This is a genomic window from Sporosarcina sp. NPDC096371, from assembly GCF_044762865.1.
Classification (GTDB): domain Bacteria; phylum Bacillota; class Bacilli; order Bacillales_A; family Planococcaceae; genus Sporosarcina.
The window spans coordinates 141,477-165,390 of sequence record NZ_JBIWFE010000009.1; the positions used below are offsets into that span (position 1 = coordinate 141,477).

Annotated in this window: 19 protein-coding genes and 1 riboswitch; of the genes, 14 read left to right on the forward strand and 5 right to left on the reverse strand. The window is 40.0% G+C overall.

Going from position 1 to position 23,914, the window contains the following annotated elements:
• Positions 1–26 precede the first annotated feature (26 nt).
• Together ACIQ0H_RS19110 and ACIQ0H_RS19115 are read right to left on the reverse strand one after the other, a co-directional pair.
• A complete protein-coding gene (locus ACIQ0H_RS19110; protein ID WP_403418471.1) occupies positions 27–1,394 on the reverse strand; it encodes a DHA2 family efflux MFS transporter permease subunit in 1,368 nt (455 codons plus the stop codon).
• Positions 1,395–1,510: 116 nt separating this feature from the next.
• Positions 1,511–2,089 carry a TetR/AcrR family transcriptional regulator gene (locus ACIQ0H_RS19115; RefSeq protein WP_403418338.1) on the reverse strand — a complete coding sequence of 193 codons (579 nt, stop codon included), beginning with the start codon at positions 2,087–2,089 and terminating at the stop codon, positions 1,511–1,513.
• Between the two features lie 1,046 nt (positions 2,090–3,135).
• Here ACIQ0H_RS19115 and ACIQ0H_RS19120 point away from each other — a divergent pair.
• Both ACIQ0H_RS19120 and fni read left to right on the forward strand, forming a co-directional pair.
• Entirely contained in the window at positions 3,136–3,960 is an 825-nt protein-coding gene (locus tag ACIQ0H_RS19120) for a squalene/phytoene synthase family protein (protein WP_403418341.1), read from the forward strand.
• Positions 3,961–4,049: 89 nt separating this feature from the next.
• Positions 4,050–5,078 (forward strand): type 2 isopentenyl-diphosphate Delta-isomerase, encoded by a 1,029-nt coding sequence (gene fni / locus ACIQ0H_RS19125; RefSeq protein WP_403418343.1) that lies wholly within the window; start codon positions 4,050–4,052, stop codon positions 5,076–5,078.
• A gap of 535 nt (positions 5,079–5,613) precedes the next feature.
• On the opposite strand, the gene ACIQ0H_RS19130 is transcribed toward fni, so the two are convergent.
• Positions 5,614–7,122: an amino acid permease gene (locus ACIQ0H_RS19130; protein ID WP_403418474.1), complete on the reverse strand. Its 1,509-nt coding sequence runs from the start codon at positions 7,120–7,122 to the stop codon at positions 5,614–5,616.
• Between the two features lie 43 nt (positions 7,123–7,165).
• A riboswitch (Lysine riboswitch) is annotated at positions 7,166–7,343 on the reverse strand.
• 353 nt (positions 7,344–7,696) lie between these two features.
• Between ACIQ0H_RS19130 and ACIQ0H_RS19135 the strand changes: the two genes are divergently transcribed.
• The 9 genes from ACIQ0H_RS19135 to ACIQ0H_RS19175 all read left to right on the forward strand — a co-directional run bounded on the left by ACIQ0H_RS19135 (position 7,697) and on the right by ACIQ0H_RS19175 (position 16,028).
• Entirely contained in the window at positions 7,697–7,975 is a 279-nt protein-coding gene (locus ACIQ0H_RS19135; protein ID WP_403418476.1) for a hypothetical protein, read from the forward strand.
• A gap of 206 nt (positions 7,976–8,181) precedes the next feature.
• The gene (locus tag ACIQ0H_RS19140; protein WP_403418346.1) at positions 8,182–8,667 is read left to right on the forward strand and encodes a DUF2975 domain-containing protein; all 486 of its coding nucleotides are present in this window, start codon (positions 8,182–8,184) and stop codon (positions 8,665–8,667) included.
• A 93-nt stretch (positions 8,668–8,760) separates the two neighbouring features.
• Positions 8,761–9,243: a DUF2975 domain-containing protein gene (locus ACIQ0H_RS19145; RefSeq protein WP_403418349.1), complete on the forward strand. Its 483-nt coding sequence runs from the start codon at positions 8,761–8,763 to the stop codon at positions 9,241–9,243.
• 10 nt (positions 9,244–9,253) lie between these two features.
• Positions 9,254–9,469 carry a helix-turn-helix domain-containing protein gene (locus ACIQ0H_RS19150; RefSeq protein ID WP_403418352.1) on the forward strand — a complete coding sequence of 72 codons (216 nt, stop codon included), beginning with the start codon at positions 9,254–9,256 and terminating at the stop codon, positions 9,467–9,469.
• Positions 9,470–10,650: 1,181 nt separating this feature from the next.
• Positions 10,651–11,406: an SDR family NAD(P)-dependent oxidoreductase gene (locus ACIQ0H_RS19155; RefSeq protein WP_403418355.1), complete on the forward strand. Its 756-nt coding sequence runs from the start codon at positions 10,651–10,653 to the stop codon at positions 11,404–11,406.
• Between the two features lie 164 nt (positions 11,407–11,570).
• Positions 11,571–12,836, forward strand: coding sequence for an MFS transporter (locus ACIQ0H_RS19160; protein ID WP_403418356.1), 1,266 nt, complete (start codon positions 11,571–11,573; stop codon positions 12,834–12,836).
• 410 nt (positions 12,837–13,246) lie between these two features.
• On the forward strand, positions 13,247–13,849 hold the full coding sequence (locus ACIQ0H_RS19165) for an NADPH-dependent FMN reductase (protein ID WP_403418358.1): 603 nt from the start codon (positions 13,247–13,249) through the stop codon (positions 13,847–13,849).
• 221 nt (positions 13,850–14,070) lie between these two features.
• A complete protein-coding gene (locus ACIQ0H_RS19170) occupies positions 14,071–14,859 on the forward strand; it encodes a helix-turn-helix transcriptional regulator (RefSeq protein ID WP_403418360.1) in 789 nt (262 codons plus the stop codon).
• Positions 14,860–15,314: 455 nt separating this feature from the next.
• Positions 15,315–16,028: a MerR family transcriptional regulator gene (locus ACIQ0H_RS19175; protein WP_403418363.1), complete on the forward strand. Its 714-nt coding sequence runs from the start codon at positions 15,315–15,317 to the stop codon at positions 16,026–16,028.
• A 51-nt stretch (positions 16,029–16,079) separates the two neighbouring features.
• On the opposite strand, the gene ACIQ0H_RS19180 is transcribed toward ACIQ0H_RS19175, so the two are convergent.
• Positions 16,080–16,781 carry a CPBP family intramembrane glutamic endopeptidase gene (locus ACIQ0H_RS19180; RefSeq protein WP_403418366.1) on the reverse strand — a complete coding sequence of 234 codons (702 nt, stop codon included), beginning with the start codon at positions 16,779–16,781 and terminating at the stop codon, positions 16,080–16,082.
• 492 nt (positions 16,782–17,273) lie between these two features.
• Between ACIQ0H_RS19180 and ACIQ0H_RS19185 the strand changes: the two genes are divergently transcribed.
• Positions 17,274–19,025 carry a sulfate adenylyltransferase gene (locus tag ACIQ0H_RS19185; protein WP_403418369.1) on the forward strand — a complete coding sequence of 584 codons (1,752 nt, stop codon included), beginning with the start codon at positions 17,274–17,276 and terminating at the stop codon, positions 19,023–19,025.
• 220 nt (positions 19,026–19,245) lie between these two features.
• Positions 19,246–19,578, forward strand: coding sequence for a hypothetical protein (locus ACIQ0H_RS19190; RefSeq protein WP_403418372.1), 333 nt, complete (start codon positions 19,246–19,248; stop codon positions 19,576–19,578).
• Positions 19,579–19,733: 155 nt separating this feature from the next.
• Here ACIQ0H_RS19190 and ACIQ0H_RS19195 read toward each other — a convergent pair whose 3' ends face one another.
• Entirely contained in the window at positions 19,734–20,699 is a 966-nt protein-coding gene (locus ACIQ0H_RS19195; RefSeq protein ID WP_403418375.1) for a S8 family peptidase, read from the reverse strand.
• Between the two features lie 1,411 nt (positions 20,700–22,110).
• On the opposite strand from ACIQ0H_RS19195, the gene ACIQ0H_RS19200 reads away from it, so the two are divergent.
• Positions 22,111–23,910 (forward strand): DNA/RNA non-specific endonuclease, encoded by a 1,800-nt coding sequence (locus ACIQ0H_RS19200; RefSeq protein WP_403418378.1) that lies wholly within the window; start codon positions 22,111–22,113, stop codon positions 23,908–23,910.
• The last annotated feature ends 4 nt before the right edge of the window (positions 23,911–23,914 follow it).

A 23,914-nucleotide genomic window follows, 5' to 3' on the forward strand; every position in this document is an offset into this window, starting at 1 on the left:
TTAGAGGTTTTGAGTCCCTCTTATTGTTATACGCGAACGCGTTTCAAAAATAGTGATGTGATAAAACCTATAACAGCGAATGCTGTAATGAAGAAGAAAACGTGTTTTGTGCCTGCAGCCAATAATTCAGCTGCTGTAGATCCGGGGAAACTTGCCAGAAGCGAATTCTGTCCACTGACCATTAATGTAATCGCCAATGCAGTCCCGGTTGCACCTGCGATTTGTTGTAAGGTATTCATCACAGCAGCACCATCTGCGTATAACTCACGTGGTAATTCGTTTAAACCATTTGTTTGTGCCGGCATAATAATCATCGAAATCCCGGCAAATAAAATCATGCATGACACGATGATTTGCCAAATCGGTGTTTCAGTAGAAAGCGTCAGAACAAATAGCACACTTGCGATCACTGTTAGAAGAAAACCTAGTGGTAAAATTTTCTTCGCGCCAAATTGATCAAATAATTTACCTATCGCCGGAGACAATATCGCATTCGTGGCACTCCCGGGTATAAGAATAAGTCCTGCTATTGCTGAGCTCAGCAGTAAAGAACCTTTCAAATACAGTGGCAATAAAATAGCCGTTGATAAAATAAGAAGCATACCAATAAACAATAACAGCGTTCCTATTGTAAACATGGGATATTTAAATACACGTAAATTGATCATGGGTTGTTTCATCTTAAATTGACGTAGGATAAACAAAACAAGGGCAGTGAATCCTATGATAAATGGAATATAGACGTGTGCAGAAGTGAATGTTTTTTCTGCAACAGAACTTAAACTATAAATTAACCCACCAAAACCAAGTGTAGAAAAGACAATCGATACGACGTCAATGGCTGGTTTCGTAATTTGTGAGACATTATCGATTTGTTTAAGACCAAATACGATTAGCGCCAGATAAAGCACAAGGCTAATCCAGAAAATAAACGCCCAACCTAACGTATCGACAATTATACCTGATAGAGCAGGTCCGATGGCAGGGGCTGTTGTCATCACAAGGCCCAAGACTCCCATGACGGCCCCGCGTTTATGAATCGGGAAAATAAGCAAAATAACATTCATCATTAAAGGTAATAATATACCTGTCCCAACTGCTTGAATGATACGTCCTATCAATAAAACAACGAAGTTAGGGGCTAAAGCTGCTAAAATCGTACCTACAATAGAAAAGCACAATGAGGTAACGACCAATTGTTTGGTTGTAAACCATTGAATTAACAATGATGATATAGGCACAAGAATACCTAGCATTAATAAATAACCAGTAGTCAGCCACTGTGCTGTAGCAGCTGAGATAGAGAAGTCGGTCATAATATTTGTGAGTGCCATATTTAAGGCTGTTTCACCAAACAACCCGATAAAACCCCCAATCATGAGGGCAAAAGCCATAGCTTTCGGATTACGAACTTGTACAATTTCTGAAGATGTCAAAATAAACTTCCTTTCTGTAAAACCGTGTTATTAGACTGGTCTATATAATTTAGTGCGGAAAGAAGTTCCTTTACTTACTTTGTAAGTAATAAAGGAATCATCTTTTGAATCTGTAATAAGGGCTCACTTGATTTTCTCGTCAAGCAAAGTGTTACGCCGCCTTCAATGAGTGCGTTCGTCGTAATACTAATTAACCGTGCACGCTCTTCTGAATAACCACTTGACGTTAATTTTTCAATATAAATGTTATCCCACATATCAAAGGTTTCTTCGCAGATTTGTCGTAAATTTTCATTGACTAGTGCCGTTTCAGCTGCGAGTAAACCAAGTGGTACAGTAGGTAGTTCGGCTAGCTTCTCGACCTGATTAAACTGTTCAGCAATCAATTGAATATTATATTGAATCGCTTCAATGGGATCATCAAAAGCGTTTAAACGTGTCCGAATATCGGCTGCAATTATCTGTCCAGATAATTGGATGGCCTCAGCAGCTAACTGCTCCTTGCCATTGGGGAAATGATAATATAAGGAGCCCTTCGGAGCGCCACTTTCCTGTAAAATTTGATTTAAACCAGTTGCATGGTAACCATTTAAATGAAATAATCGCGTCGCTGCTTGCAAAATTTTTTCACGTGATTGGTTTTTATTTGACATGCTATCCATCTCCAAATTATAGTGATTGGTCTACATAAACAATAATGGAATAGTTTTTATATGTCAAATCACGCGTGTTGATTAACTAAAATTAACCAGTAAAACTTAATCTACTACTAGGTACTCCATGTATAATTGCTGTTTTGGATTGCTTTGGATTTAACAACTTCTATTCCATTACCGTGCTATTTTTTATGTATAGGGATGCGACTTCGCCGCATCCCTATACATGTTTACGGTAATCGTATGGTGGTTGTTCATTCGTCGCTCTCCAAAATCACAGATACACAAGGTGCTAATACTTTTTGGGAACGAGGGAATAGCGGGTTTTTTACTTGGAGAGAAGCGGCCAAAGATATAATTTTGGCCGCTGATGCCTTCGCCATGGGCTTTTCCTTTTTCATGTTAGGGAGTTTCACTTTCAATAGGACTTTACAGGACGAATTGTAGTGTATTTCTTCTATGATAAGATTCATAACCTTGCTTATAGTAAGGCAGAAACACATTGTACAATGTACTAGAGTGCCCGAAATTGCATCTTCGGGCACTTACAATCTCTGTAGAAGGTTATCTATTCTTGTGTTTCAAAGTAACCGCATTTTTAACTTAAGCATTGTAGGTACGCGGCAGGCAACTATTTGCACCAAGATTACCAAAAAGAGTGTGTTTAGAAATGACAAGGTCATTTCTAAACACACTCTCTCCTCGGTAATGATGTCGTGAATACTTCGACGGAAGCGAACCGGAAATAGTCTTGTGAAAATAGTGGTTTCAAGCCTTTGCTTACCTACAATTTATGCAAGTAAATGGTTAATCAAGAGACATGATGTCAAATGAAACTTATTGTAAGCGGTTTTCTAGGCATCAGTGCGCCCACACGATTCAATAAGAATAGTGCCGAAGGGGAGTATTTAGAAAGCGGAAGCGTTTTTTATCAATCTCTTGGTTATATATGCGTTATTTTTGCTTTTTTTAGTGAATTTTTTTGAAAATTGAGTTACGATAATGAGTATAGTCAGATTTATACAGGGAGGTACTGAATTAGAATGAGTATGTTTCCGAAAGATGCAATGCGTGTGCTAAAAGAGACGAGTCGTACATTTTATATTCCGATTACTTTTTTGCAGAAAGAGTTAAAGTATTCGGTTGCATCTGCCTATTTAGTATTTCGGGCAATTGATGAGATTGAAGATCATGAGGAATTGGACAATGATGTGAAAAGCACGATTTTAATGCAAATAAGCGAATTATTTAAACAACCATTTGATAACGAAGCGTATTTAAATATTCTTGGACAAACAAAAGAGCAAATGCCTGAAGTGACACTTCGTTTAGGAGAATGGCTGCAAGTTTGTCCGAAAGGTGCCTTGTCAATTGTGACAAGCGCTGTTTGTGAAATGGCATATGGAATGGCGAAATGGGCAAAAGAAAACTGGGAAATCCGCACACGTGAAGATTTGGATGACTATACATATTACGTTGCAGGGCTTGTTGGTGTCATGCTGTCGGACCTTTGGGAGTTCTATGGCGAAGACAAAACAGATCGGGAACTTGCTATCGGTTATGGGCGTGGTCTACAGGCGGTAAATATTTTACGCAATGAGAAGGAAGATTTGGATGAACGTGGGATAAGCTTTGTACCCGAAGGCTGGAACCGTGAAGAACTATTCGACTATGCAGAGGAAAACCTGGCAAAAGCAGATGAATATATGAAGTCTCTTAACAAGAAAACGATTTTATTATTCTGTCGTCTGCCGCTTGCCCTGGCTCATAAATCGTTAAAAGCGATGAAAGAGGGGCGCGAAAAAATGACACGTGCAGAAGTAGAACAAACGGTGGAAGAAGTTCGAATTCATTCATCTCAAGTGTAGAGGGCTTGTATGTGTTGCAATCTGCCGGCTACAACATAGAGCAATAACGAGATTTGTACGAATCTAGATAGTAAAGGCAGGTGTTGGCGTTGACCAATTCAATCGAGCAAAGAAAATCTGATCATATTCAAATTACGTTGAACGAAAAAGTGACGGGGGAGTCGATTTCCACAGGATTAGAGTCGTTTGCGTTTATCCATAATGCACTCCCGGAAATCGCTTTTGACGACATCTCCATTGAAACCGCTTTTCTTGATTTTGCATGCAAAACACCGTTCCTTATTAGTTCCATGACGGGTGGGACAGCCCTAGCCGAGAACATTAACCGAAACTTGGCTGTAGCGGCAGAAGAAAGGGGATGGGCCCTTGCGCTCGGGTCCACTCGGGCGCTGCTCGATAGCGATGGACATCCATCTTCTTTCCTTATGAGGAAGTACGCACCGAGTGTCCCTATCATTGCAAACTTGGGCGCCGTTCAGCTCAATTACGGATACAGTGTCGAGGAATGCAGGAAAATTATCGAGATCACTGAGGCGGATATGCTTGTCCTTCATCTGAATAGTATTCAGGAAGTGATACAAGAAAAGGGAGATACGAATTTTAAAGGGTTATTACAGAAGATAGAACAACTGTGTAGCGTGCTGGAAGTTCCAGTCGGGGTCAAGGAAGTCGGATGGGGAATCGATGGCCAGACAGCCCAAAAGTTATGTGAGGCCGGTGTTGCGTTTATCGATGTCGCCGGAGCGGGAGGCACTTCTTGGAGTCAGGTGGAAAAGTTCCGCGCCAACGACCCGATCCTTCGTGTTGCCGCTGAAGCATTTAGCGAATGGGGGATACCGACAGCGGAATCCATCCGAATGGTTCGCGGCAAGATTGGGAACCGTCCGCTGATTGCGAGCGGTGGGATGCGGACGGGGCTGGATGGCGCTAAGTCCATTGCGTTGGGTGCCGATCTGGTCGGATTCGGGCGTTCCATATTGAAGGAAGCGACCCAGAGCACAAAAGATGTACTTGAGGTGATGAAAATCCGGGAAATGGAACTCCGGATGTCAATGTTCGGAATCGGGGCGCAGACGATTCAAGAATTGAAAGACACCCCGCGCTTGAAGGAACGATGATAACAGATCTTCGGTTGGCTTAAGAAAGATCTGGACCTTACAGGCGCGCAGTATGGGTGTCACTTACTAACTTTTTTAATGTGATTTTTGGTTAGTGAATGTACACCGAATGTAAAATATATATTTTCATTGGTGCACTTTGTCATCCGCATTTATCAAAACGTTAATCTTAATAAAAACATTAATATATCAACGCTTACAGGTTGTTTCATCACAAATGAAATAGCCTGTTTTTGTGAGCTAGGCATGTGCAACTGTCTATAGGATCCAAGTCTCGAACCGTGAGGGTAAAACGGTCATCATTATGACGAGTAACGCCGGAACGGGCGACAAAAAAGTAAGTGTCGGGTTCAATCAGACCGTACATGAATCCGTCACCATGCTTGAAACGCTAGGGAACTATTGTGGATGACGAAATTGTTGTTCGTAAATTATAATGGCATTACCCATATTTATTAAGGAAAGCCTCCTTCTGCGATTGTTCATCGTGGAAGGAGGCTTTTAAGTGCTGAACACTCAGCTACTTTATTTATCATTATTTATTTTCAAAATCACAATCTTTCAATGGAACTAACTTCGTTTTATGTTTTACTTTATAGACGAGCCAAACGACCAAGAACAGAGGTAGTCCGATATAGGAAACGAATGCCCCATTCCAATCGATCTTGCCGCCCATAAAGGCTTGAAAGTTTTGACCTAAAATAATGAACATACAGAGAGCCAACGCTAGTAAAGGACCAATCGGGAACCATTTTGCGCGGTACGGAAGGTCTTTTAGGTCATGGCCTTGCGCAACATAGGCTCTGCGGAAGCGGTAATGACTAATGGCAATACCGAGCCATGTAACAAATCCCGCCATTCCGGATGCGTTCAACAACCAGATATAGACAACACCATCTCCGAAGAAAGTAGATAAAAATGCAAGGGAACCAACCAGCGTAGTTGCAATTAATGCATTAACCGGCACGCCTCTTTTATCTAATTTCCCTAAAAATCGTGGTGCTTTGCCATCGCGCGCTAAGTCCCAAAGCATTCGAGTCGAGGCATACATGCCCGAGTTACCCGCGGATAAGACAGCCGTTAAAATGATTGCGTTCATAACGGATGCAGCAAATGCAAATCCAGCGCGTTCAAAAACGAGAGTGAACGGGCTCACTGTAATTGCATCACTCAATAATCGGGGATCTGTATAGGGAAGAATCAATCCGATTATAAAAATCGATAAGATGTAAAAAAGAAGGATTCGCCAAAATACAGAGTTAATGGCCTTTGGGATTGCTTTTTCCGGATTTTCACTCTCACCAGCTGCTACCCCAAGTAATTCTGTTCCTTGGAATGAAAAACCTGCAGCCATGAAAATACCAAGAATCGCAAAGAACCCGCCGTTGAACGGAGCGTCTCCAATTGTAAAGTTGGTAAAGCCGATAAATTCCCCACCCATAATCCCGAAAATCATTAAAAATCCAGTAATAATGAAGATAATGACCGTCACGACTTTGATCAGCGCAAACCAGAATTCAGCTTCCCCAAATCCTTTGACAGACATATAGTTGAAGCCGAACATAATGACAAGTGCAAGTGCACTCCAAATAAATGAAGGACTTTCTGGAAACCAGAATTTCATAATCAATACAACTGCAGCAAGTTCAGCGGCAATCGTAATCGCCCAGTTATACCAGTAATTCCAGCCGATTGCAAACCCAAATGCTGGGTCAACGAACTTTGTCGCGTAGACCTTGAATGAACCCGCGACTGGCATGAAAGCTGCCATCTCTGCAAGACTTGTCATTAAGAAGTAAACCATAATCCCGACAGCTGCATAGGCAACGAGTGCCCCTCCAGGACCGGCAGTATGAATTGCACCACCACTTGCTAAGAAAATGCCTGTTCCGATCGATCCTCCAAGAGAAATCATCATCAGGTGGCGTGCCTTCAGTGTTCTTTTTAATTGTGTTGGATTCGATGACGTTGATGAATTCGCCAAGTTGTACACTCCTTTTTTTGTTGGAAGGTTGAATTTTTTAGGGCAAATAAAAACAACCATCGAAGAAAATCGACGGCTGAATAATATAAGTCCGATTAATCCTTCCGAAGATAGTTCTCCACGTAAAATACGTGACAATGATGTCCCTCTTCGAACACATCACCAGCATGAATAGACAATGATCTATCCAAACTTCGGCAACTTATCCTTTCAAACGGAGTCCTAAATGTCATTGAATCTCGTCCGTCCTACTCTTATAAGTTGCGACCTCTACCCCATCAGTGAATGGGAGTATTTAATTAATATAAAAAGTATAGCACTTCTTATTAATTATACAATGGAAAACCTTGTTATTCTACCTTTCGTAATTTTCGATAAAAGTATATAAGCATAATGATGAAACACGTCATCCGATTCGGATTCAATCGGAACGCATTTAAACGAAGTCTTTCAACAAAATGAGCAAGCGGCAAATTTATGTTATGAGGAAATCCAATTGCGTAAACAATTGTACAAAGCGAAACAGAAAGGGGATACCCCGCAAGTAAAAGTGAAGGTTGCAGATATTGAGTTAATTGTAGAAGAAAAAACAGAAATTCCTATGACAAAATTATAAGTAGCGAAACAAGTGAAAATGAAAGGGATCGCAGAAAATTCACTTGATAGCGTGTACTTGATGCTTGGAGATTTACAAGTAACCATTGAAGAAAATGATATTGCCATTACGATTTCTTTGGAAGCAAAACAAGCATTGGTCAAACTAGGGTACGACAAGCGCTTCGGTGCCGGACCACTGAGCAGAGTTATTCAAGATAAAATTGAAGATCCATTAACGGACCTCGTTTTGGAAGAAAACATTGGAAAAGTCCATGTTGGTGTTGAGGATGAAGAAATTGTTGTTCGCAAAGTGTAATGGCATCACCCCCTGAAAATAGTTTCAAGAGGTGTTTTGGGTTTGAATCAGTTTAAAGTGACTAGCATTTCTTTGGTATGAGGAATGCTTTTTCAGCTGAAATATAATGATATCGATAAAAACTATTGATAATGAATAATTATTTATTGCAAAACGATAAATATGATGCTAAAATCAGATTAGCAATCAATAAGTGAGGTGATTTTATGAAACGGAAGCAAGGTTCAACCATTTTCTTGAAGGTAGTTGTTTTTCTTATGGCGACTCCGGTTCTTGCTTTGTGTCTCTTTTGGTTGCCTGGGGTAGCGAGTAGGGATGCAGCAGCGAATCCAGAGACTGCATACTTGCAATATCCATTTTTAGCGTGTTCATATGGATTGGCTATTCCATTTTTTATTGCGTTGTATCAAACATTTAAACTGCTAACCTACATAGATGCGAATAAGGCCTTCTCAGAATTAGCTGTCCATGCATTGAAGGTGATCAAATACTGCGCAATCACAATTAGTATCTCCATCGTACTAGCAATCGTCTTTATCGCACTATTTATGGAAGGGGATAGAGCGGGCGTGATTATGCTGGGATTAATCGGCACAGTGGCTTCAGGCATTATTGCAGCTTTTGCGACACTTCTTCAAAAGCTGTTACAAGAAGCACTGGATCGACGGATAGAAAATGACCTGACGATATGAAGTGAAATAACGTGATTTTGTTATTTTTTTATCAAGTAAAAAAGATGATTAGGGGAAAATGTGAATAAAAAATAAATCAGCGAGGTGCTTTTTATGAAAAGAGGAACAACCTTATTTTTAAGGATAGCTGTTATACTAATGGGAATTCCAATTCTTGCTTTGTGCATTTTTGTAGTGCCTGAGATCGCGAGTTTTACAGCAGAATTATATCCAGATATGGCTTTTTTGAAATATCTAATTTGTATCGATTTGTATGCAGCAGCAATACCTTTTTACTTTGCGCTGTATCAAGCTTTTAAACTGTTAAACTATATTGACAAAAATAAAGCCTTCTCGGAATTATCTGTAAGAGCTTTGAAGACAATCAAATACTGTGCAATCGCAATTAGTAGCTTGTTTGTGATAGGCATGCCACTCTTTTATCTTTTGGCGGAGGCAGACGATGCTCCAGGTGTCATCGTAATCGGAATGGTCATCATTTTTGCTTCAATGGTGATTGGCGTCTTTGCTGCTGTTCTCCAAAGACTTTTACAAGAAGCGATCAAAATAAAATCAGAAAATGATTTAACGGTCTGAGGTGAAAACAATGGCGATTATTATCAATATTGATGTAATGTTGGCTAAAAGAAAAATGAGTGTAACGGAACTTTCGGAGAAGGTTGGCATCACGATGGCAAATATTTCGATCCTGAAGAATGGGAAGGCGAAAGCGATTCGATTATCTACTTTAGAAGCGATATGTGAAGCGTTAGATTGTCAGCCAGGAGATATTTTAGAATATAAAAGTGATGGAGACAAGTAAGGATCATATTCAAATAAAAAAAGTAGGATCCCAATGGAGATGATTGATGGGAGGAATGCTATCTCCGTTTTTAAATTCAGCGATGATCCGGTGGGTAAATTATTCATCTTTATTTTGATGCATATCGATCATTTCTGTGGGATCTTCCGATTCAGTTTTAATGAGTTGGCCAGTGGGATGGAAAAAAGGATAACAGGAACCATGTTGACCGACTTGATAGACTCATTCAATAAGAAAAACACTGAAAATCCATCAGCGGATTTTCAGTGTTTTTTTGTTCGATGCTCTTTGAATAAACTGTCGTGTTCTCATTTAACACTGAATTGTTCTAGTACTTAGTACTCTCGCCTCTTTAAATTCTCTCACTAATAATGATATATGTAATTGCTGAAAAAGTGTCAAATGCAATTTAAACACCCCAATGGGCTTACATTCTGGGAGACAGGTATCACTATTTAGGCGCTCATCTGAACTTTCTAGACTATAGTTTGTGATACATCGAAAACTGAATAAAAAATGAGACAAACCAAAACACCTTTCGTTGAAAAACGGGTATTGAAACCCGAATTATACAACTGGAAAGGTTTTTTTTGGGGGAAAATAGTGAGTTATCCAGTGGAAGTAAGAATGAATTAAATTGAGATGTGCTTAGTCTAGTTAGAAACTAAAAATCCAGTGTGATTCGAATAATGACGCACTCAGACTGCACCGAAATATCGATAAGGCTATCGGAAAATAACAAGTATCATACGAAGTAAACAGTTTGATCTATTTCGTTCTCCTCGAATTTGATTGGCTCCCTCAATGCGCTTAGCACTCAAAACGAACATCTCCTTATAAACATAAGTGGTTTAGAAAGAAGGTACTATTAATAACAAGATAACTATTAGTTATGTATATCATATTCTTTTTTATATCAAATCATTTATACAGTTGACTAATCAATCGAGTTCATATTGTTGACACATTATAGATTTCATTCTATTATGGTTACATAAAGTAACTTGTTGCTTAAAAGTTCCTTATTAATTCTATTGATTGGTGGTGGGCATTGAAAGTACTGTCATTTTTAGTAGGATGGTAAATTTTTTCAAGGGACAAGTTAGATGAGTGGTAATTCTAAGTTTCAAAATGGTTGTAGGATACTTAAAAATAATTTAAAAACAAAGGAGAAGATCATAATGAAAAAACTTGAAGGGAAAATCGCAATGATTACTGGTGGAGCAGGTGGAATTGGTATGGGTATGGCAACTGCTTTTGTGAAAGAAGGAGCAACAGTAGTAATTGTCGACTTAAATGAAGAAATAGGAAACCAAACTATTAAGAAATTACAGGAATATCAATCAGAATCCATGTTCATTCAAGCGAATCTTGCGGAACATGACAAATTAGCTGACATCGTCAAAAGGGTTATTGAAAGATATGGGAAACTGGATATTTTAGTGAATAATGCGCATGCTTCAAGAAACATGCCGTTCCTTGAAACAACACAAGAAGACCTTGATTTATCCTTTAACACTGGATTTTATCCAACTTTCTATCTTATGCAAGCAGCTCTTCCTTATTTAAAAGAAACACAAGGGAAAATCATTAACTTTGCGTCTGGCGCGGGTATTAATGGTGATGCTAATCAGGCGTCTTATGCTGCAGCAAAAGAAGCTATTCGCGCACTTACTCGTGTAGTTGCTAATGAATTCGGACCATTTGGTATCAATGTAAACCTAATTGCTCCAATTGCTAAGTCGCCTGGAATGCTTCAATGGGCTGAAGAAAATCCAGAGTATTATCAAGGAATGCTTTCAAAAATACCTCTACGGAGACTTGGAGAACTTGAAAATGATATCGGACGAGTTGCGGTATTCTTAGCGAGTGAAGATTCCGATTATATTACTGGACAAACAATCATGGTAGATGGTGGTTCCATTAAATTACGTTAAATCTTATAAATATAACGGGGTGAATGCCCTTCAAACAAAGGGCATTCACATAATAAATAGGTGAATTTCAAATTAGACATAAAGATTACTTATTGATTTTGACAATAATACCGTTTTGCTTAACAAAACAGTAATTAAATAAATTGTGAAATGAGGATTGCATCATGAGTCAGACAAAGAAAAAAATCCACTATGCATGGTGGTTATTAGTAGGTTTAGCCATTATGGTCGGTTTGGCAAAAGGAGGAATTATGACAGCAGGTGGATTATTTTTAACGCCTGTTACTGAGGATTTAGGCATTGGGATGGGTAGCTTAACTTTATACTTTAGTATTTCATCCATTGTCACAATGCTCTTCTTGCCAATCGCCGGTAAAATCATGGCGAAGTATGATATTCGAGTGGTTTTAATATCTGCAATTATTTTACAAGCAGGATCATTTGCCATGTTCGGGCTTATGAATTCTGTTTGGGGTTGGTACTTGTTCTGTATCCCAATGTCAATTGGTTCAATTTTTGTGACTCAAATGGCGGGCCCAGTATTAATCAATAACTGGTTTAAAAAACATAATGGCTTGGCAATGGGAATTATGGTTGCCTCAGGCGGTATATTCGGCGCAATCCTTCAACCTATGGCAGGTAACTTGATTTCTAATGAAGGTTGGAGAACTACGTATATTACGTTAGGTTTAGTCGTAATGGCTATCGTTATTCCAATCGTATTGTTAACGATTAGAATGGCTCCTCAACAAAAAGGGCTACAGCCTTATGGAGCGCTTGAAGGGGATAAAATGGATAAGAATCCTGCACAAACAGTTACAAATAGAGGTGTTACCGCTTCTGTAGCAAAAAAATCTAGTGCATTTTATTCATTATTGATCTTTTTCTTCTTTATCACAGCCATCAGTAGTTTTGGTCAGCACGTTGCACCTTTCGCAATGGGCTTAGGTTATGATGTCAAGTTTGCTGGTAGTGCAATGGGTGGTTGGCAGATAGGTGTGTTAATAGGCGCGTTAAGTTTCGGTGTATTAAGTGATAAGATTGGCGCGAAAAATACAGCGATCTTCGCTATGCTTTTAGGTCTAGTTCCTGTCGGGATTCTTCTACTAGTTCCAGAAAACGCATTGATGTTTAATTTGGCGATCGGGATTTATGGCTTTGTTGTTGCGTCACTTGGAACATTAGGACCACTATTAACAACAGCTTTATTTGGCAATAAAGAATACAGTCAAATATATGCTTCAGCAGTTATAGGATTAGCAGTCGCAGGAATTGTTGCATTACCTGGATATGGCTATATTTTTGAAATAACAGGTAGTTACACATATGTGCTATATGCCATTGTGACGATGTTAATCTTGAATGTAATAGCTATCGTTTTTGCCTTTAAAGGTAAAAAGAAACTAGAAAACGCAGGATTGTGGAATTAATAACGCTGTGAAAAACCTTACTCTACAACCTGGAAAAAAGGTTGAATATCAATTGGCACAACGTATGCGATGACTGTTTTAAGTACAGTTTATAGTTGTGATAGTTGGAATGCATGTTAGAAAAATTCTTCCATGTTAAAGATGTGAATTCAGAAGAAAGGTATCATTTACTTGAAAGGGGGTGAGTGATGGAACCGTGCCTAAGTTATTGTAGATAATCATACGACATGACCAATTGTACGACCGATATGGTACAGTTTCATCACGTTACCTTTCGCGTAGAGGCTCGTGTAATGCAGGATGAATGGACGAAACAACTTGAGGAATTTGGATTCCAAGCATCGAGGAGTACGACAGATCGCTGAGTAAGAAACAGATTTCAAATTTGCAAAAGAATATGAGGTATAACAATGAGTTTCATTAAAAAGTTATTTGGATTAAACACAAATGAAGAGCAAATAGGAGGAAATGATATGTTGAAAATTGGAATTGTTTTAGGAAGTACACGTGAAGGACGCGTTAGTCCACAAGTAGGACAATGGGTGAAAGAACTAGCAGACAAACGCGGAGACGCTGAATATGAAATCATTGACATTGCAGACTTCAAATTACCACTATTAGGTGAACCAGGCGGGGATGCATCAGGCGCAGCAGCTTGGTCAACACAAATTAATGGTTGCGACGGATTTGTATTCATCGTTCAAGAATATAACCACTCAATCACAGGCGCATTAAAAAATGCGTTAGATTATTTACGCGCAGAGTGGAATAATAAAGCAGCTGGTATTGTATCGTATGGTTCAGTAGGTGGGGCTCGTGCAGCAGAACACTTACGCGGTATTTTAAGTGAATTACTTATAGCGCATGTTCGCGTACACCCAGCACTATCCCTATTTACTGACTTCGAAAACGGGACAGTATTCAAACCAGCGGACGTGCAAGCAGCGTCTGTAAATCAAATGTTAGATCAAGTTATCCCTTGGACAACTGCATTAAAAACAATACGTAAGTAAATGTAAAGGATGTAAAAACGTTAGAAAAAGTAAATAGACGATCAGGAGTAGTACAAACCAAGAACATGGTTTGTACTACTTTTTTTATTGATTTTTACGAACAGGAAATGGTGTATGTCCAACGACTAAATTGTCAGGAGCCAACTTAAAAAATTATTTTCACGATTTTGTATCCGATTGCATGATTTCCTTCTATCTAAAGAATAAAGGGGATTATAATCATGACCACTTACCTAACAAATTACGCACACTTCACAAACAAGCACGATATGGATGAAGCAGTCAATCGACATCTAACAGCCAACTGGAACGATCTTAACAAAACTGACCGTGCTGTGCTCGATATGATCCGTCGCTACTCCGTTAAATACGGCGCCGCCCATTTGAAACACGACACCATTGCAACGACTGTGGACAAGTCAAATGTCACTGTTCGCCGCGCCATCCGCAAGTTAGAAAAGCTTGGCATCATCGAACGCATCCATTACATCCGTCCCATCATGAACGGTCTTGGCGCTAATATTTACAGTATTTTACCCTTCCATGACCAGTCGAAAATGACCACACCAGAGAAAGTGGCAAAGCCTTGTGACAGTAATTCGCAAGAGGACAAGCCTGAAACTGAACCGTTATTTTCTAAATCTATAACTACTAAAGATCTTAAGAGAACGTCTCCTGCGGAACAGTCTCCTACAACGCTGTTTGGGAAAATGAAGGCACTTCTTTCTACAACCATCGGAGAAGATTCACTAGCACGCCGACTATTCGGTGTCTATCGTGCCCAGTCCCTGCGCCTATTGAAGTTCAGTATCTACGAGGATCAAACTGAGTTATTTGAGGATTTAGCCGTCCAAGCCCTTCACATTTCTGTTCAAGCAACGAAGCGTAAGAATATCCGGAATATCCCCGGCTATTTCGATGGTGTCTTGCGTGAACTGATTGACAAGGCGTTATTTAGAGAGATTTTTAAGGAGTATGATACGCCAATTAACGAGATTTTTTGTAGATAAATAGTGGTGGAGCGGTTTGTTTTATGTGCTTAACTTTCCTAATACGGGATGGCGTAGGTACCTTATACAATTTTTGCGGACGCTCTTCATCGGCTAGAAAAATGGTGCAACAGTCGAAATTCTAACAGACGCTTCAACAGCTGACAAAAGGCTGCAAACCCTTGTGAAATGGGAGTTTATAACGGGCTCGTGTTAGATGACAATAATCCAACTAACAGAAAGGTAACAGACGACTAACAGACAGCTAACAACTAACAAGAATGTAAAGAATGAAAAGAAAAGTAATAGTCGTATACATCTTTACGACGAATTATCTATTTTTATCAATTCGCATTTGCGCAATTTGAAAATCTAAACTATCAATCATCAGAACTTTGGAAGTAATTAGTCTATACTAGAGAGGTAACAGGGGAAAATCTAGCAAGTGATAAAGCTGAATTTGTGAGGGGGACACAATGAATTATTTATCAACGGGGGAATTGTCGAAACGTCTACAAGTGTCTGTTAGAACACTACGGTATTATGACCAAATTGGTCTAGTCCAACCATCGAGAAAAGGGGAAGGAGGCAAGCGATTTTATACAGAGGAAGATATTTTAGCACTTGAAAAAATTCTGCTGTTGAAATCACTTTCACTGTCTCTTGAGGATAGTAAGAAAATCGTAACCGAAAAATCGATTACATCCGTTTTGTTGGCGCATAAATCTTTATTGGAAGAACAAGCGGACAGCGTACACAAATCGATTCAACATACGACATCCTTATTAAATGTTTTGAAATTGGAAGGATCCATCAATTGGGAAGACATACTTACCTTAGTAGTCAAGCAAGAAAATGAGCGTAATTGGCAGCGATATTTTACGGTAGATGAAAAACAAATGTTGCTCAAGCAACTTCCCAAACTTGAAAAGGATGATTTAACCACAAAGAAATGGCTAAATTTGATCAAACGAATTGAGCTGTGCATGGAAAAGCAGTTATCACCACAATCGGTAGAAATGCAGCTAATCATGGATGATATGGGTATCCTGTCCGAAGAAACATTTCTCGGAGATCAACAATTGATGGATAAGTTCTGGGAAGTCAGGAAATCTGAAAAAGCATCATCGGATTTAAGACTCTATCCCATTAAACCCGCTATGATCGAATTTATCGAGCAAGCTCTTTAGGCTGAAAAATGGATAAACACCGTTTGCTACAGCAAACGGTGTTTGATTTATTTATGAAAAAGTAGTCAGTATAAGGGCAATGGCGTTAAATGTGCCATGCATAATAATGCCTGGAAGCACAGACCCAGTCTTTTCGTAAGTCCATGAAAAGACTAGTCCAGATACAAAGGTTACTGGCAAGACGTTATAGGTAGGAATATGAACGATCATGAAAATGAATGAGCTAACGAGCATCCCTGTAGCAATACCTCGTTTACTTCTTAGCAGTCTATAAAGAAACCCCCGATAAAATATCTCTTCATAGACTGGCGAAATGATACATGCTGACACGAAAGCAATCAGGAAATGTAAGGGTGTTACTTGAGATTGAATACTCTCCGTTTTGCTATTCTCCACGCCTATCCCCATTAGTTCCATAATCAGCACCAACGCAAGACTGATTGCAATTAAAATGACTGTCCATCCAGCAATCGGCCCCCAATATTTTTTAGGGAAACGGGTTAAACCTACTGCACGCCAGTCGAGCTGTTTAGGCTTTAACGCGATCAAATAAAGTCCACACATAAACAGGATTGACATGATAAATCCAACTAAGGTTCCGGCATACAACTCATTTTGAAATGATGCAGACAAGTAATTCATCAATAAATACTCAACGAAAAAAGGGATAAGCACTAACACAAGAATGAGTAGCTGAGCAAATTCTTTCCACGACCACGGTGATTGGTTAAAAAATAACTTTTGATGTTTCAATACGATTCCTCCGCATCCTTTATGGTATGTATGTAGTGTAAATGGTGACGTAACGTAACCTGCAAGTATATTGATGAAATTTACATGGAAAAGTTCATAGATGAGTCAATTTCATAATTACCTATGACGTTTAAGAACCCGAACGCTTATAGGGTTATTCATTTATTCAGTCACCAATATTACCTACTACATTCGTTGATTGGAGCGTAAGGCGGGGACTCCAGCGGGAACAGCGCGAGCTGAAGACCCCGCAGGAGCGGAGCGACGAGGAGGCTGAGGCCGTGCCCGCGGAAAGCGTCCGACTGAAGCGCAAATCAACTTTGTTCGGATATTAAGTCCAATATTTCTATTATGAAATTAATTCAGGTACCAATAATCATTTGAAGTTTCAGAGTATTTGATTTTATTAAAATACAATAGTATAGTAACAGGTAGACTACGGATTTTTTTTCTGTGGGTGTAGATAACCATTTTAAAAGGGGATGGAATGGGATGGTAAATGTACCGGAGAAAAATAGGTTTCTAAATTATCCGCAGCAGCCACATGGCGGCAAATTGGTGGATAAAGTAGTGACGGGAAAAGAGCAGGAAGAGGAGTTAATCAGAGCCAAGCAACTACCAACGATCCGGGTAGACATGGAGGCTGTGATTACGCTTGAAATGATCGCGACGGGGGTATTGTCGCCTAATGAGGGCTTTATGAACGAAGTAGATTATGATTCGGTTCTTACGAAAGGGCGGTTAGCAAATGGGACAATATGGCCTGCGCCGCTAAGCTTTGCACCTATCGGGAATCGGAACAAGGAAATTGTGAAATCCCTGAAGGTTGGGGATGAAGTAACACTGGCCGATGAAAATAATGAACCTGTTGCTATTTTGCAAATAGAAGATATTTTTCAGTATGATAAGGAACAGCGGGCGTCATCTCTCTTTGGGACGACGGATCGTAATCACCCGGGGGTAGATGCGATTTATAGAAGAATGGGCGATGTGTCTTTAGGGGGCCCTATTCGATTATTACAGCGAGTGGATTGGGGACCATTCGAAAAGCTTCGTCTAGAGCCAAAAGATACATGGCATACATTTTATGAAGAGAAAAAGTTTCGGACTACGGCTGGTTTTATAACAGGGGCCAACCCTTTGCATAGGGGTCATGAGTACATTCATAAGAACGCATTGGAAGAATTGGATGGCTTGCTTCTTCAACCTTTAGTTGAGATGGCCAAGCGTGAGTATACACGTCATGAATTCCGAATGTTATCTTATCGAAGTGTTTTGGATACGTATTACCCGCAAGGTCGATCCATTCTTGCACCTTTACGGGTGACGTATATTTTTGCGGGGCCACGAGAAACTGTATTGCATGCCTTAATCATGAAGAATTATGGATGTACGCATGCACTTATTGGCCGTGATCATGCGGGAATTGGTGATTATTATGATAAGTATGCAAGCCATAGTATATTTGACGAGTTTAAACCGGAAGAGTTAGGCATAGAAATTCGACTGTTTCATGAAGTATTCTATTGCACACGTTGTGATAGTCCAGCTACAGGGCAGTCCTGTCCGCATGATGAACAGTACCGGATAAATATTTCTGGTACGGGCATACGAGAAATGCTTCGCCATGGGATTATGCCGCCGAAGGAGATTGTACGTCCTGAATCTGCCCGTATTGCGATGCAAGGTGTGCAGCCAAAAGGGCTTGATGCGTTTGAAAGAGCCATTTCACCGGTTGGTAAAACGCTTAAAAGTATATTCCCTTTTTATTTGGAAAGGACAAGGCTCGGTGGAAGAAAGCGTATTAAGCCTTTGACGGTGGAGGACCTAACAAACCTTGATTTGGAGGCGGCGAACCTGGATGTCCGCACGAATGCGGATCGAATCTATCGGGACATCTTTGACGAGTATAGCAGCGTCGGTGATATCAATCGGAATTTGCAGCCGGAATGGATTGCGGACGCCAGGGCGTCATTACGCGTCCAACAGGAAATGGTCATTCAGGATTTGGAGGAAAAAGTGGCACAGGCACCAATCGCCGCTTCCGATGAATTCTTGTATCAGGATAAGGAAGAATCTCAACGTGAACTGGATGTCGCTAAAAAGATTCTTGCGGACATTCCGAAAGTACTGGATGATGGGCATTTACAAGCGCGAACTTGGAACATTCTCCCTTATCATCGTTATCGTGGGAGCGATGAACCGAATGAGCAAAAAGACAACACGAACGACGAGTTAGAGTAAAAAGCGTGAACCTGATACTCAACAAAAGCAAACATCCATCCCTGAAAATAGTATGGGATGGGTGTTTTTGTGATTGCAGGTTTGTAAGTGGTAGTAAGGATTAATAAGATTTCACCCTCGAGCAGTCACTCCAAATTATACCATCCAAGCGCAGTAACTCGTCTTAACTATGGTTATGATATACTATTTGCAGATAACCTAAATCAGTGGGGCGCTGTTCTTGCCTGTTATCACGATGGATGGGAGGGAAGGAAGTAGAATGATTTATGCGGAAGGAATTATCTCTTTTTTGTCAAAAGACAAAGTGCCTACATCGGGTATTTATATAAAAAATGATCGTGTACATATGAAAATTATCAAAACAGCCGAGCGACCGTTAACTGCTGGCGATACACAATCGCTAGAGATTACTTGCCGCTATACGGCATATTTGCATGAGAGTTATAACTGTAGATCCCTAGAGGACTATAATGGAAAAGTGAAGCCGTTTTTACAAAAGCAGATCAATCGTTTGATTTACAGGGTAGAGGTCCATTACTTGAATTATATGTAAAATAGTAAAGGGTACTGGGGCCCCCGGTACCCTTTACTAGCATAAACAGACATAGAGTAATCAGCCGTTTGTGTACAAGACTGACTACTCTATGAAATCGTGGTGCACAGATCCTTGAAATCAATCTGTGCACCTAGCACCACTGATTATCTACCTCATTGTGCATGCAAAACCAAGTCTTCCATTTCACGCTCAAATACATCGGCCAAGTGCTCAAGTACTGTTAAATACACGAGTCCATTCCCTTCAAGTTTTGGCGAAAATCCTAGTGGAACGGTTCTTTTAATGAGCTGGGAATAGAGCTCTGGTTCGGTAAGTTGTCGTTCGAAACGGTTGTTTGCTACATTTTTAATCAGGGCCAGTGCGCCAGAAACATGAGGGGTAGCCATGGAAGTTCCACTTAACTTCGCATATTTTCCGTTTAAATAGGTAGAGAGTATCGCTTCACCCGGGGCAACAACATCGATTTCGTTGTGAGAATTGGTGAAATTGGAAGAGCGTCGTTTGTTATTAATCGAACCTACAGATATGACTTCGTTATAATAGCCAGGGTAGGCGAATTCATCGGTTTTATCGTCGCCGTCTCCTTCATTACCAGCTGCGCAAACGACAAGGATATTGTTAGCGACTGCTTTTTTGATCGCGTCGTGAAGGTCAGGTGAATCATGCGGACCACCTAGTGACATAGAGATGATATCCACTTTTTGTTCGATTGCATAATTGATGCCATTGGTAATCCACTCATATTGTCCCGAACCCTTTTTGTTTAACACCTTTACAATCAGCAAACTTGCCTCGGGGGCAACTCCGACTACGCCTACATTGTTTTGCAGGGCTGCAATCGTTCCAGCAACATGCGTGCCATGGCCATTGTAATCGAGGTATATACTCGGATTGCTTTGATCATCATCCGTAAAGTTTCGACCGCCTATAATCTGATTTTGTAAATCAGGGTGATTCTGATCGCATCCTGTATCAAGAATGGCTACGGTAATCCCTTTTCCTTTCGTTTCGCTCCAAACTTTTGGTGCCTGAATTAACACTACACCCTCGGGAACTTCGTTGACCTCTTCTATTGTTTCGATCACTTCGTATGGAATTACATGTGCATACTTTTCCATCTTATACCTCCTCATTATGTGATTGGATTGCTTTTAAATTCATTCATCTGAAATACATCATATTTTTGAAAATGGAACATACAATAAAAAGGGATTGGGCGTTAGCGTATTCGAACTTACACAATTAGTGGGTAAGTCGAATGCGTAAATGATGTTGCACACCGTGCGACAGTGTCAATGATTGGCTAGAAAAAGCAGTTTTCCGTGAGTGAAGAAGTAATTGTCCACACTTTTGCCGAGGGAGGACGGTTACTTCTTTTTTGATAAGAAGAAGACGACTGACAACAACACTGACATAGCAGCAATCCATCCACCAGACAGTTGAAGGAGTAAGCTCAGTGTTTCGAACGTTGTCATTGGTTTTCACCACCTTTCAATTGGAGTGTCTACCAAATACGATGTTAGTGGTCCTAGCTCCAATATAATTTTTCACCTCCCTTCAATGTAGTGTGCCTATTCACTTGTCACACAGTCTTCAAAAAGTTGAGTCATATTCTAAGATGAGTTTCTATATAGTATATGTGGAATAAATGGGTATATGTCCATTTGGTGTGGAAAATTTAGAAATATATGCTAATTGTTGATTTGGTTTAAGTGGATTAAAGTAATAAAATAGAAGTAATTCCAAATAAAGCATACCATTATCTGACTATTCAGTCCATATAAATATGAATAGTTTGAATAATAGATTCATAAGTCTTATTGAATAGGAAGTTTTTTGATTCTATATGACTGTGTCTGAAGAGGAATTGATAGAGTTGTATATATATATTGATACATAATACCTGTGAATTGTGGGCGTTTTCTACATTTCGAGTGCCAGATCTGCAAACTATGAAAAAGAAAGTGCATCATTTTTTCATTGACCTTATGCGAAGAAAGCGATGTTGACCAACGGCTATAGTAATAAGACGAAGCACTTCTGTTGGCGGTTCATCATATTATAAAAAATGTGACATACAATAACCATGGTCAGTTAGAAAAAGCAGTTGTTTATGAGAGAAGAAGTAATCATCCGCACTTTTGCCGAGGGAGGACGGTTACTTCTTTCTTGCTAGTAAAGATAACTGACAATTGATTGTACATTTTGTGAGCATCATGTGAAATTGAGATGCTGTTTGGCGGGAATTAGGAATAAGATACACGTGTTTCTATTAAGTATATGTTCAAGAAATGGGTATATGTCGAATTATTACAATAAATGTTGGGAATTTAGCTGTTGTACATGTTGTTCACAGGATAAAATGTACAACCAGTTAGTAGAATGACCAAAAAATCATCCAGGACATTTGGACATCCTAGATGATTTTTGCATTACCCTGAAAAAGTAACTTTTATAAAATTGCTCCAGATGATAGAATAGTCATAACCATCTGAATAAAATATAGTTTTATACTTTAGGAGGGTAATCATGTCCATTAAACGTCTTGAAAAGCTTCAGGTTTTGGATGCCGATCGTTCGGATTTGCAACAACAACAGGCATTACAGCGTTTTATCGCGCGTTCTGGTAAGCGTGAACGTATGGCTAGTGATCTACAAACAAAAAATCCTTTGGAAGTAGATACGCCTGAGCGGGTCGCACTCCGTAAATCGCTAATTGATCCACGAGATGGACTTGCTATCGAGCGCATTATTGGCCAAAGTGACCTATTTCCTATTTCATATCTGGAAGCGGGCCTCCAAGCAGCCAAACCAGTTTGTAGAATTGTGATCCGCGATCGTTTAGGCAGAGTTCTTGGACATGCTACTGGCTTTCTAGTCTCCCCATCTTTAGTACTGACAAATAATCATGTTCTGGAGAGCTACGATTCTGCCCAGTACAGTGTTGCGCAATTCAACTATGAAGTGGATCTCGACTTAAGAGAACGCCCGATGAAAAGCTTCCGTTTTACACCTGAGCGCTTCTTTATAACCGATCAGAAGCTAGATTTTACATTAGTTGCGATAGAAGAAGTGTCTGTGGATGGCACAAATGTAAGCGATTTTGGGTTCCTGCCGCTTATCCCACAAAAGGGCAACGGCTTGGTTGGTGAATATGTCTCCATTATTCAACATCCTTCGGGTGCGCCCAAAGCTGTCGCGATTAGGGAGAACAAAATGATGGATGTATTTGACGATTATGTTCATTACTCGACCGACACTATGCCGGGATCCTCAGGTTCACCTGTTTTTAATGATGAATGGATTGTCATCTCCCTCCATCATGCAGGCGTACCAGATCCAAAGAATCGGACTGAATTCATAGCGAATGAAGGCATTCGCATCAGCAGTATTATTCAGTTTGTCAAAGGGAAAAGTCCGAACATGAATGATGAACAGAAATCATTGTTGACTGACATTGTGAAAGGTTGGGAAGTACCCATTCAATCGGAAGAAGAGATGGTAGTTGGGGAATTGGACAAGTCATGGTACGAAGGTTTAATGGGGTATGACACGCGATTTCTTGGTCAGGAACATGAAGTGATGTACCCGCTATTCCGGTCGGATCTTGAGCAGGATATTGCGTTGTTAAAGGATGGAAGTAACGTGCTTCATTACACGCATTTTTCAATTGTCATGAGTAAGTCACGCCGTTTAGCCTATTATACGGTGGTGAATATTGACGGCAAGCAATTGGTGAGTGTTGGACGCAATGACAAATGGTATCTCGATTCCCGTATCGATACAGCGTACCAGTGCGGACCTGAATTATATAAAAGTAATTCGCTCGATCGAGGACATCTTGTCCGCCGGCGTGATCCTGTTTGGGGCGATGTGGCGAAAAAGGCAAATGCGGATACATTCCATTTTACAAACTGTGCACCTCAGCACAGTAATTTGAATCAAAAAAGTTGGCTGGATTTAGAGAATTATATTTTAGAAAATGCGGAGAACTCGAATCTTAAAGTATCCGTGTTTACAGGTCCTATTTTCCGAATGGATGACATTATTTACAGAGGCGTTCAAATACCGGAAGAGTTTTGGAAAATAGCAGTCATGGTGAAGGAAGACGGTAACCTCTCTGCAACGGCTTATTTGCAGACACAAAAAAATCTGATTGACAGCTTGGAATTTGCGTATGGAGAATATAAAACGTATCAAGTGCCCATTACAAAAATTGAAACGCTGACGGGTCTTGATTTTGGGGATTTGCGCAGCCACGATCCCATCCATCAATTAGAGTCGGTAAGGGACTATGTTATTAAGGGACCCGGAGATATCAAACTCTGAAGGT

Coding starts and splice junctions, on each gene's coding strand:
- ACIQ0H_RS19110 (WP_403418471.1), bottom strand. CDS start 1,394: ATGGCTTTTGCCCTCATGATTGGGGGTTTTATCGGGTTGTTTGGTGAA.
- ACIQ0H_RS19115 (WP_403418338.1), bottom strand. CDS start 2,089: ATGTCAAATAAAAACCAATCACGTGAAAAAATTTTGCAAGCAGCGACG.
- ACIQ0H_RS19120 (WP_403418341.1), top strand. CDS start 3,136: ATGAGTATGTTTCCGAAAGATGCAATGCGTGTGCTAAAAGAGACGAGT.
- ACIQ0H_RS19130 (WP_403418474.1), bottom strand. CDS start 7,122: ATGGTTGTTTTTATTTGCCCTAAAAAATTCAACCTTCCAACAAAAAAA.
- ACIQ0H_RS19135 (WP_403418476.1), top strand. CDS start 7,697: ATGAAAGGGATCGCAGAAAATTCACTTGATAGCGTGTACTTGATGCTT.
- ACIQ0H_RS19140 (WP_403418346.1), top strand. CDS start 8,182: ATGAAACGGAAGCAAGGTTCAACCATTTTCTTGAAGGTAGTTGTTTTT.
- ACIQ0H_RS19145 (WP_403418349.1), top strand. CDS start 8,761: ATGAAAAGAGGAACAACCTTATTTTTAAGGATAGCTGTTATACTAATG.
- ACIQ0H_RS19150 (WP_403418352.1), top strand. CDS start 9,254: ATGGCGATTATTATCAATATTGATGTAATGTTGGCTAAAAGAAAAATG.
- ACIQ0H_RS19155 (WP_403418355.1), top strand. CDS start 10,651: ATGAAAAAACTTGAAGGGAAAATCGCAATGATTACTGGTGGAGCAGGT.
- ACIQ0H_RS19160 (WP_403418356.1), top strand. CDS start 11,571: ATGAGTCAGACAAAGAAAAAAATCCACTATGCATGGTGGTTATTAGTA.
- ACIQ0H_RS19165 (WP_403418358.1), top strand. CDS start 13,247: ATGAGTTTCATTAAAAAGTTATTTGGATTAAACACAAATGAAGAGCAA.
- ACIQ0H_RS19170 (WP_403418360.1), top strand. CDS start 14,071: ATGACCACTTACCTAACAAATTACGCACACTTCACAAACAAGCACGAT.
- ACIQ0H_RS19175 (WP_403418363.1), top strand. CDS start 15,315: ATGAATTATTTATCAACGGGGGAATTGTCGAAACGTCTACAAGTGTCT.
- ACIQ0H_RS19185 (WP_403418369.1), top strand. CDS start 17,274: ATGGTAAATGTACCGGAGAAAAATAGGTTTCTAAATTATCCGCAGCAG.
- ACIQ0H_RS19195 (WP_403418375.1), bottom strand. CDS start 20,699: ATGGAAAAGTATGCACATGTAATTCCATACGAAGTGATCGAAACAATA.
- ACIQ0H_RS19200 (WP_403418378.1), top strand. CDS start 22,111: ATGTCCATTAAACGTCTTGAAAAGCTTCAGGTTTTGGATGCCGATCGT.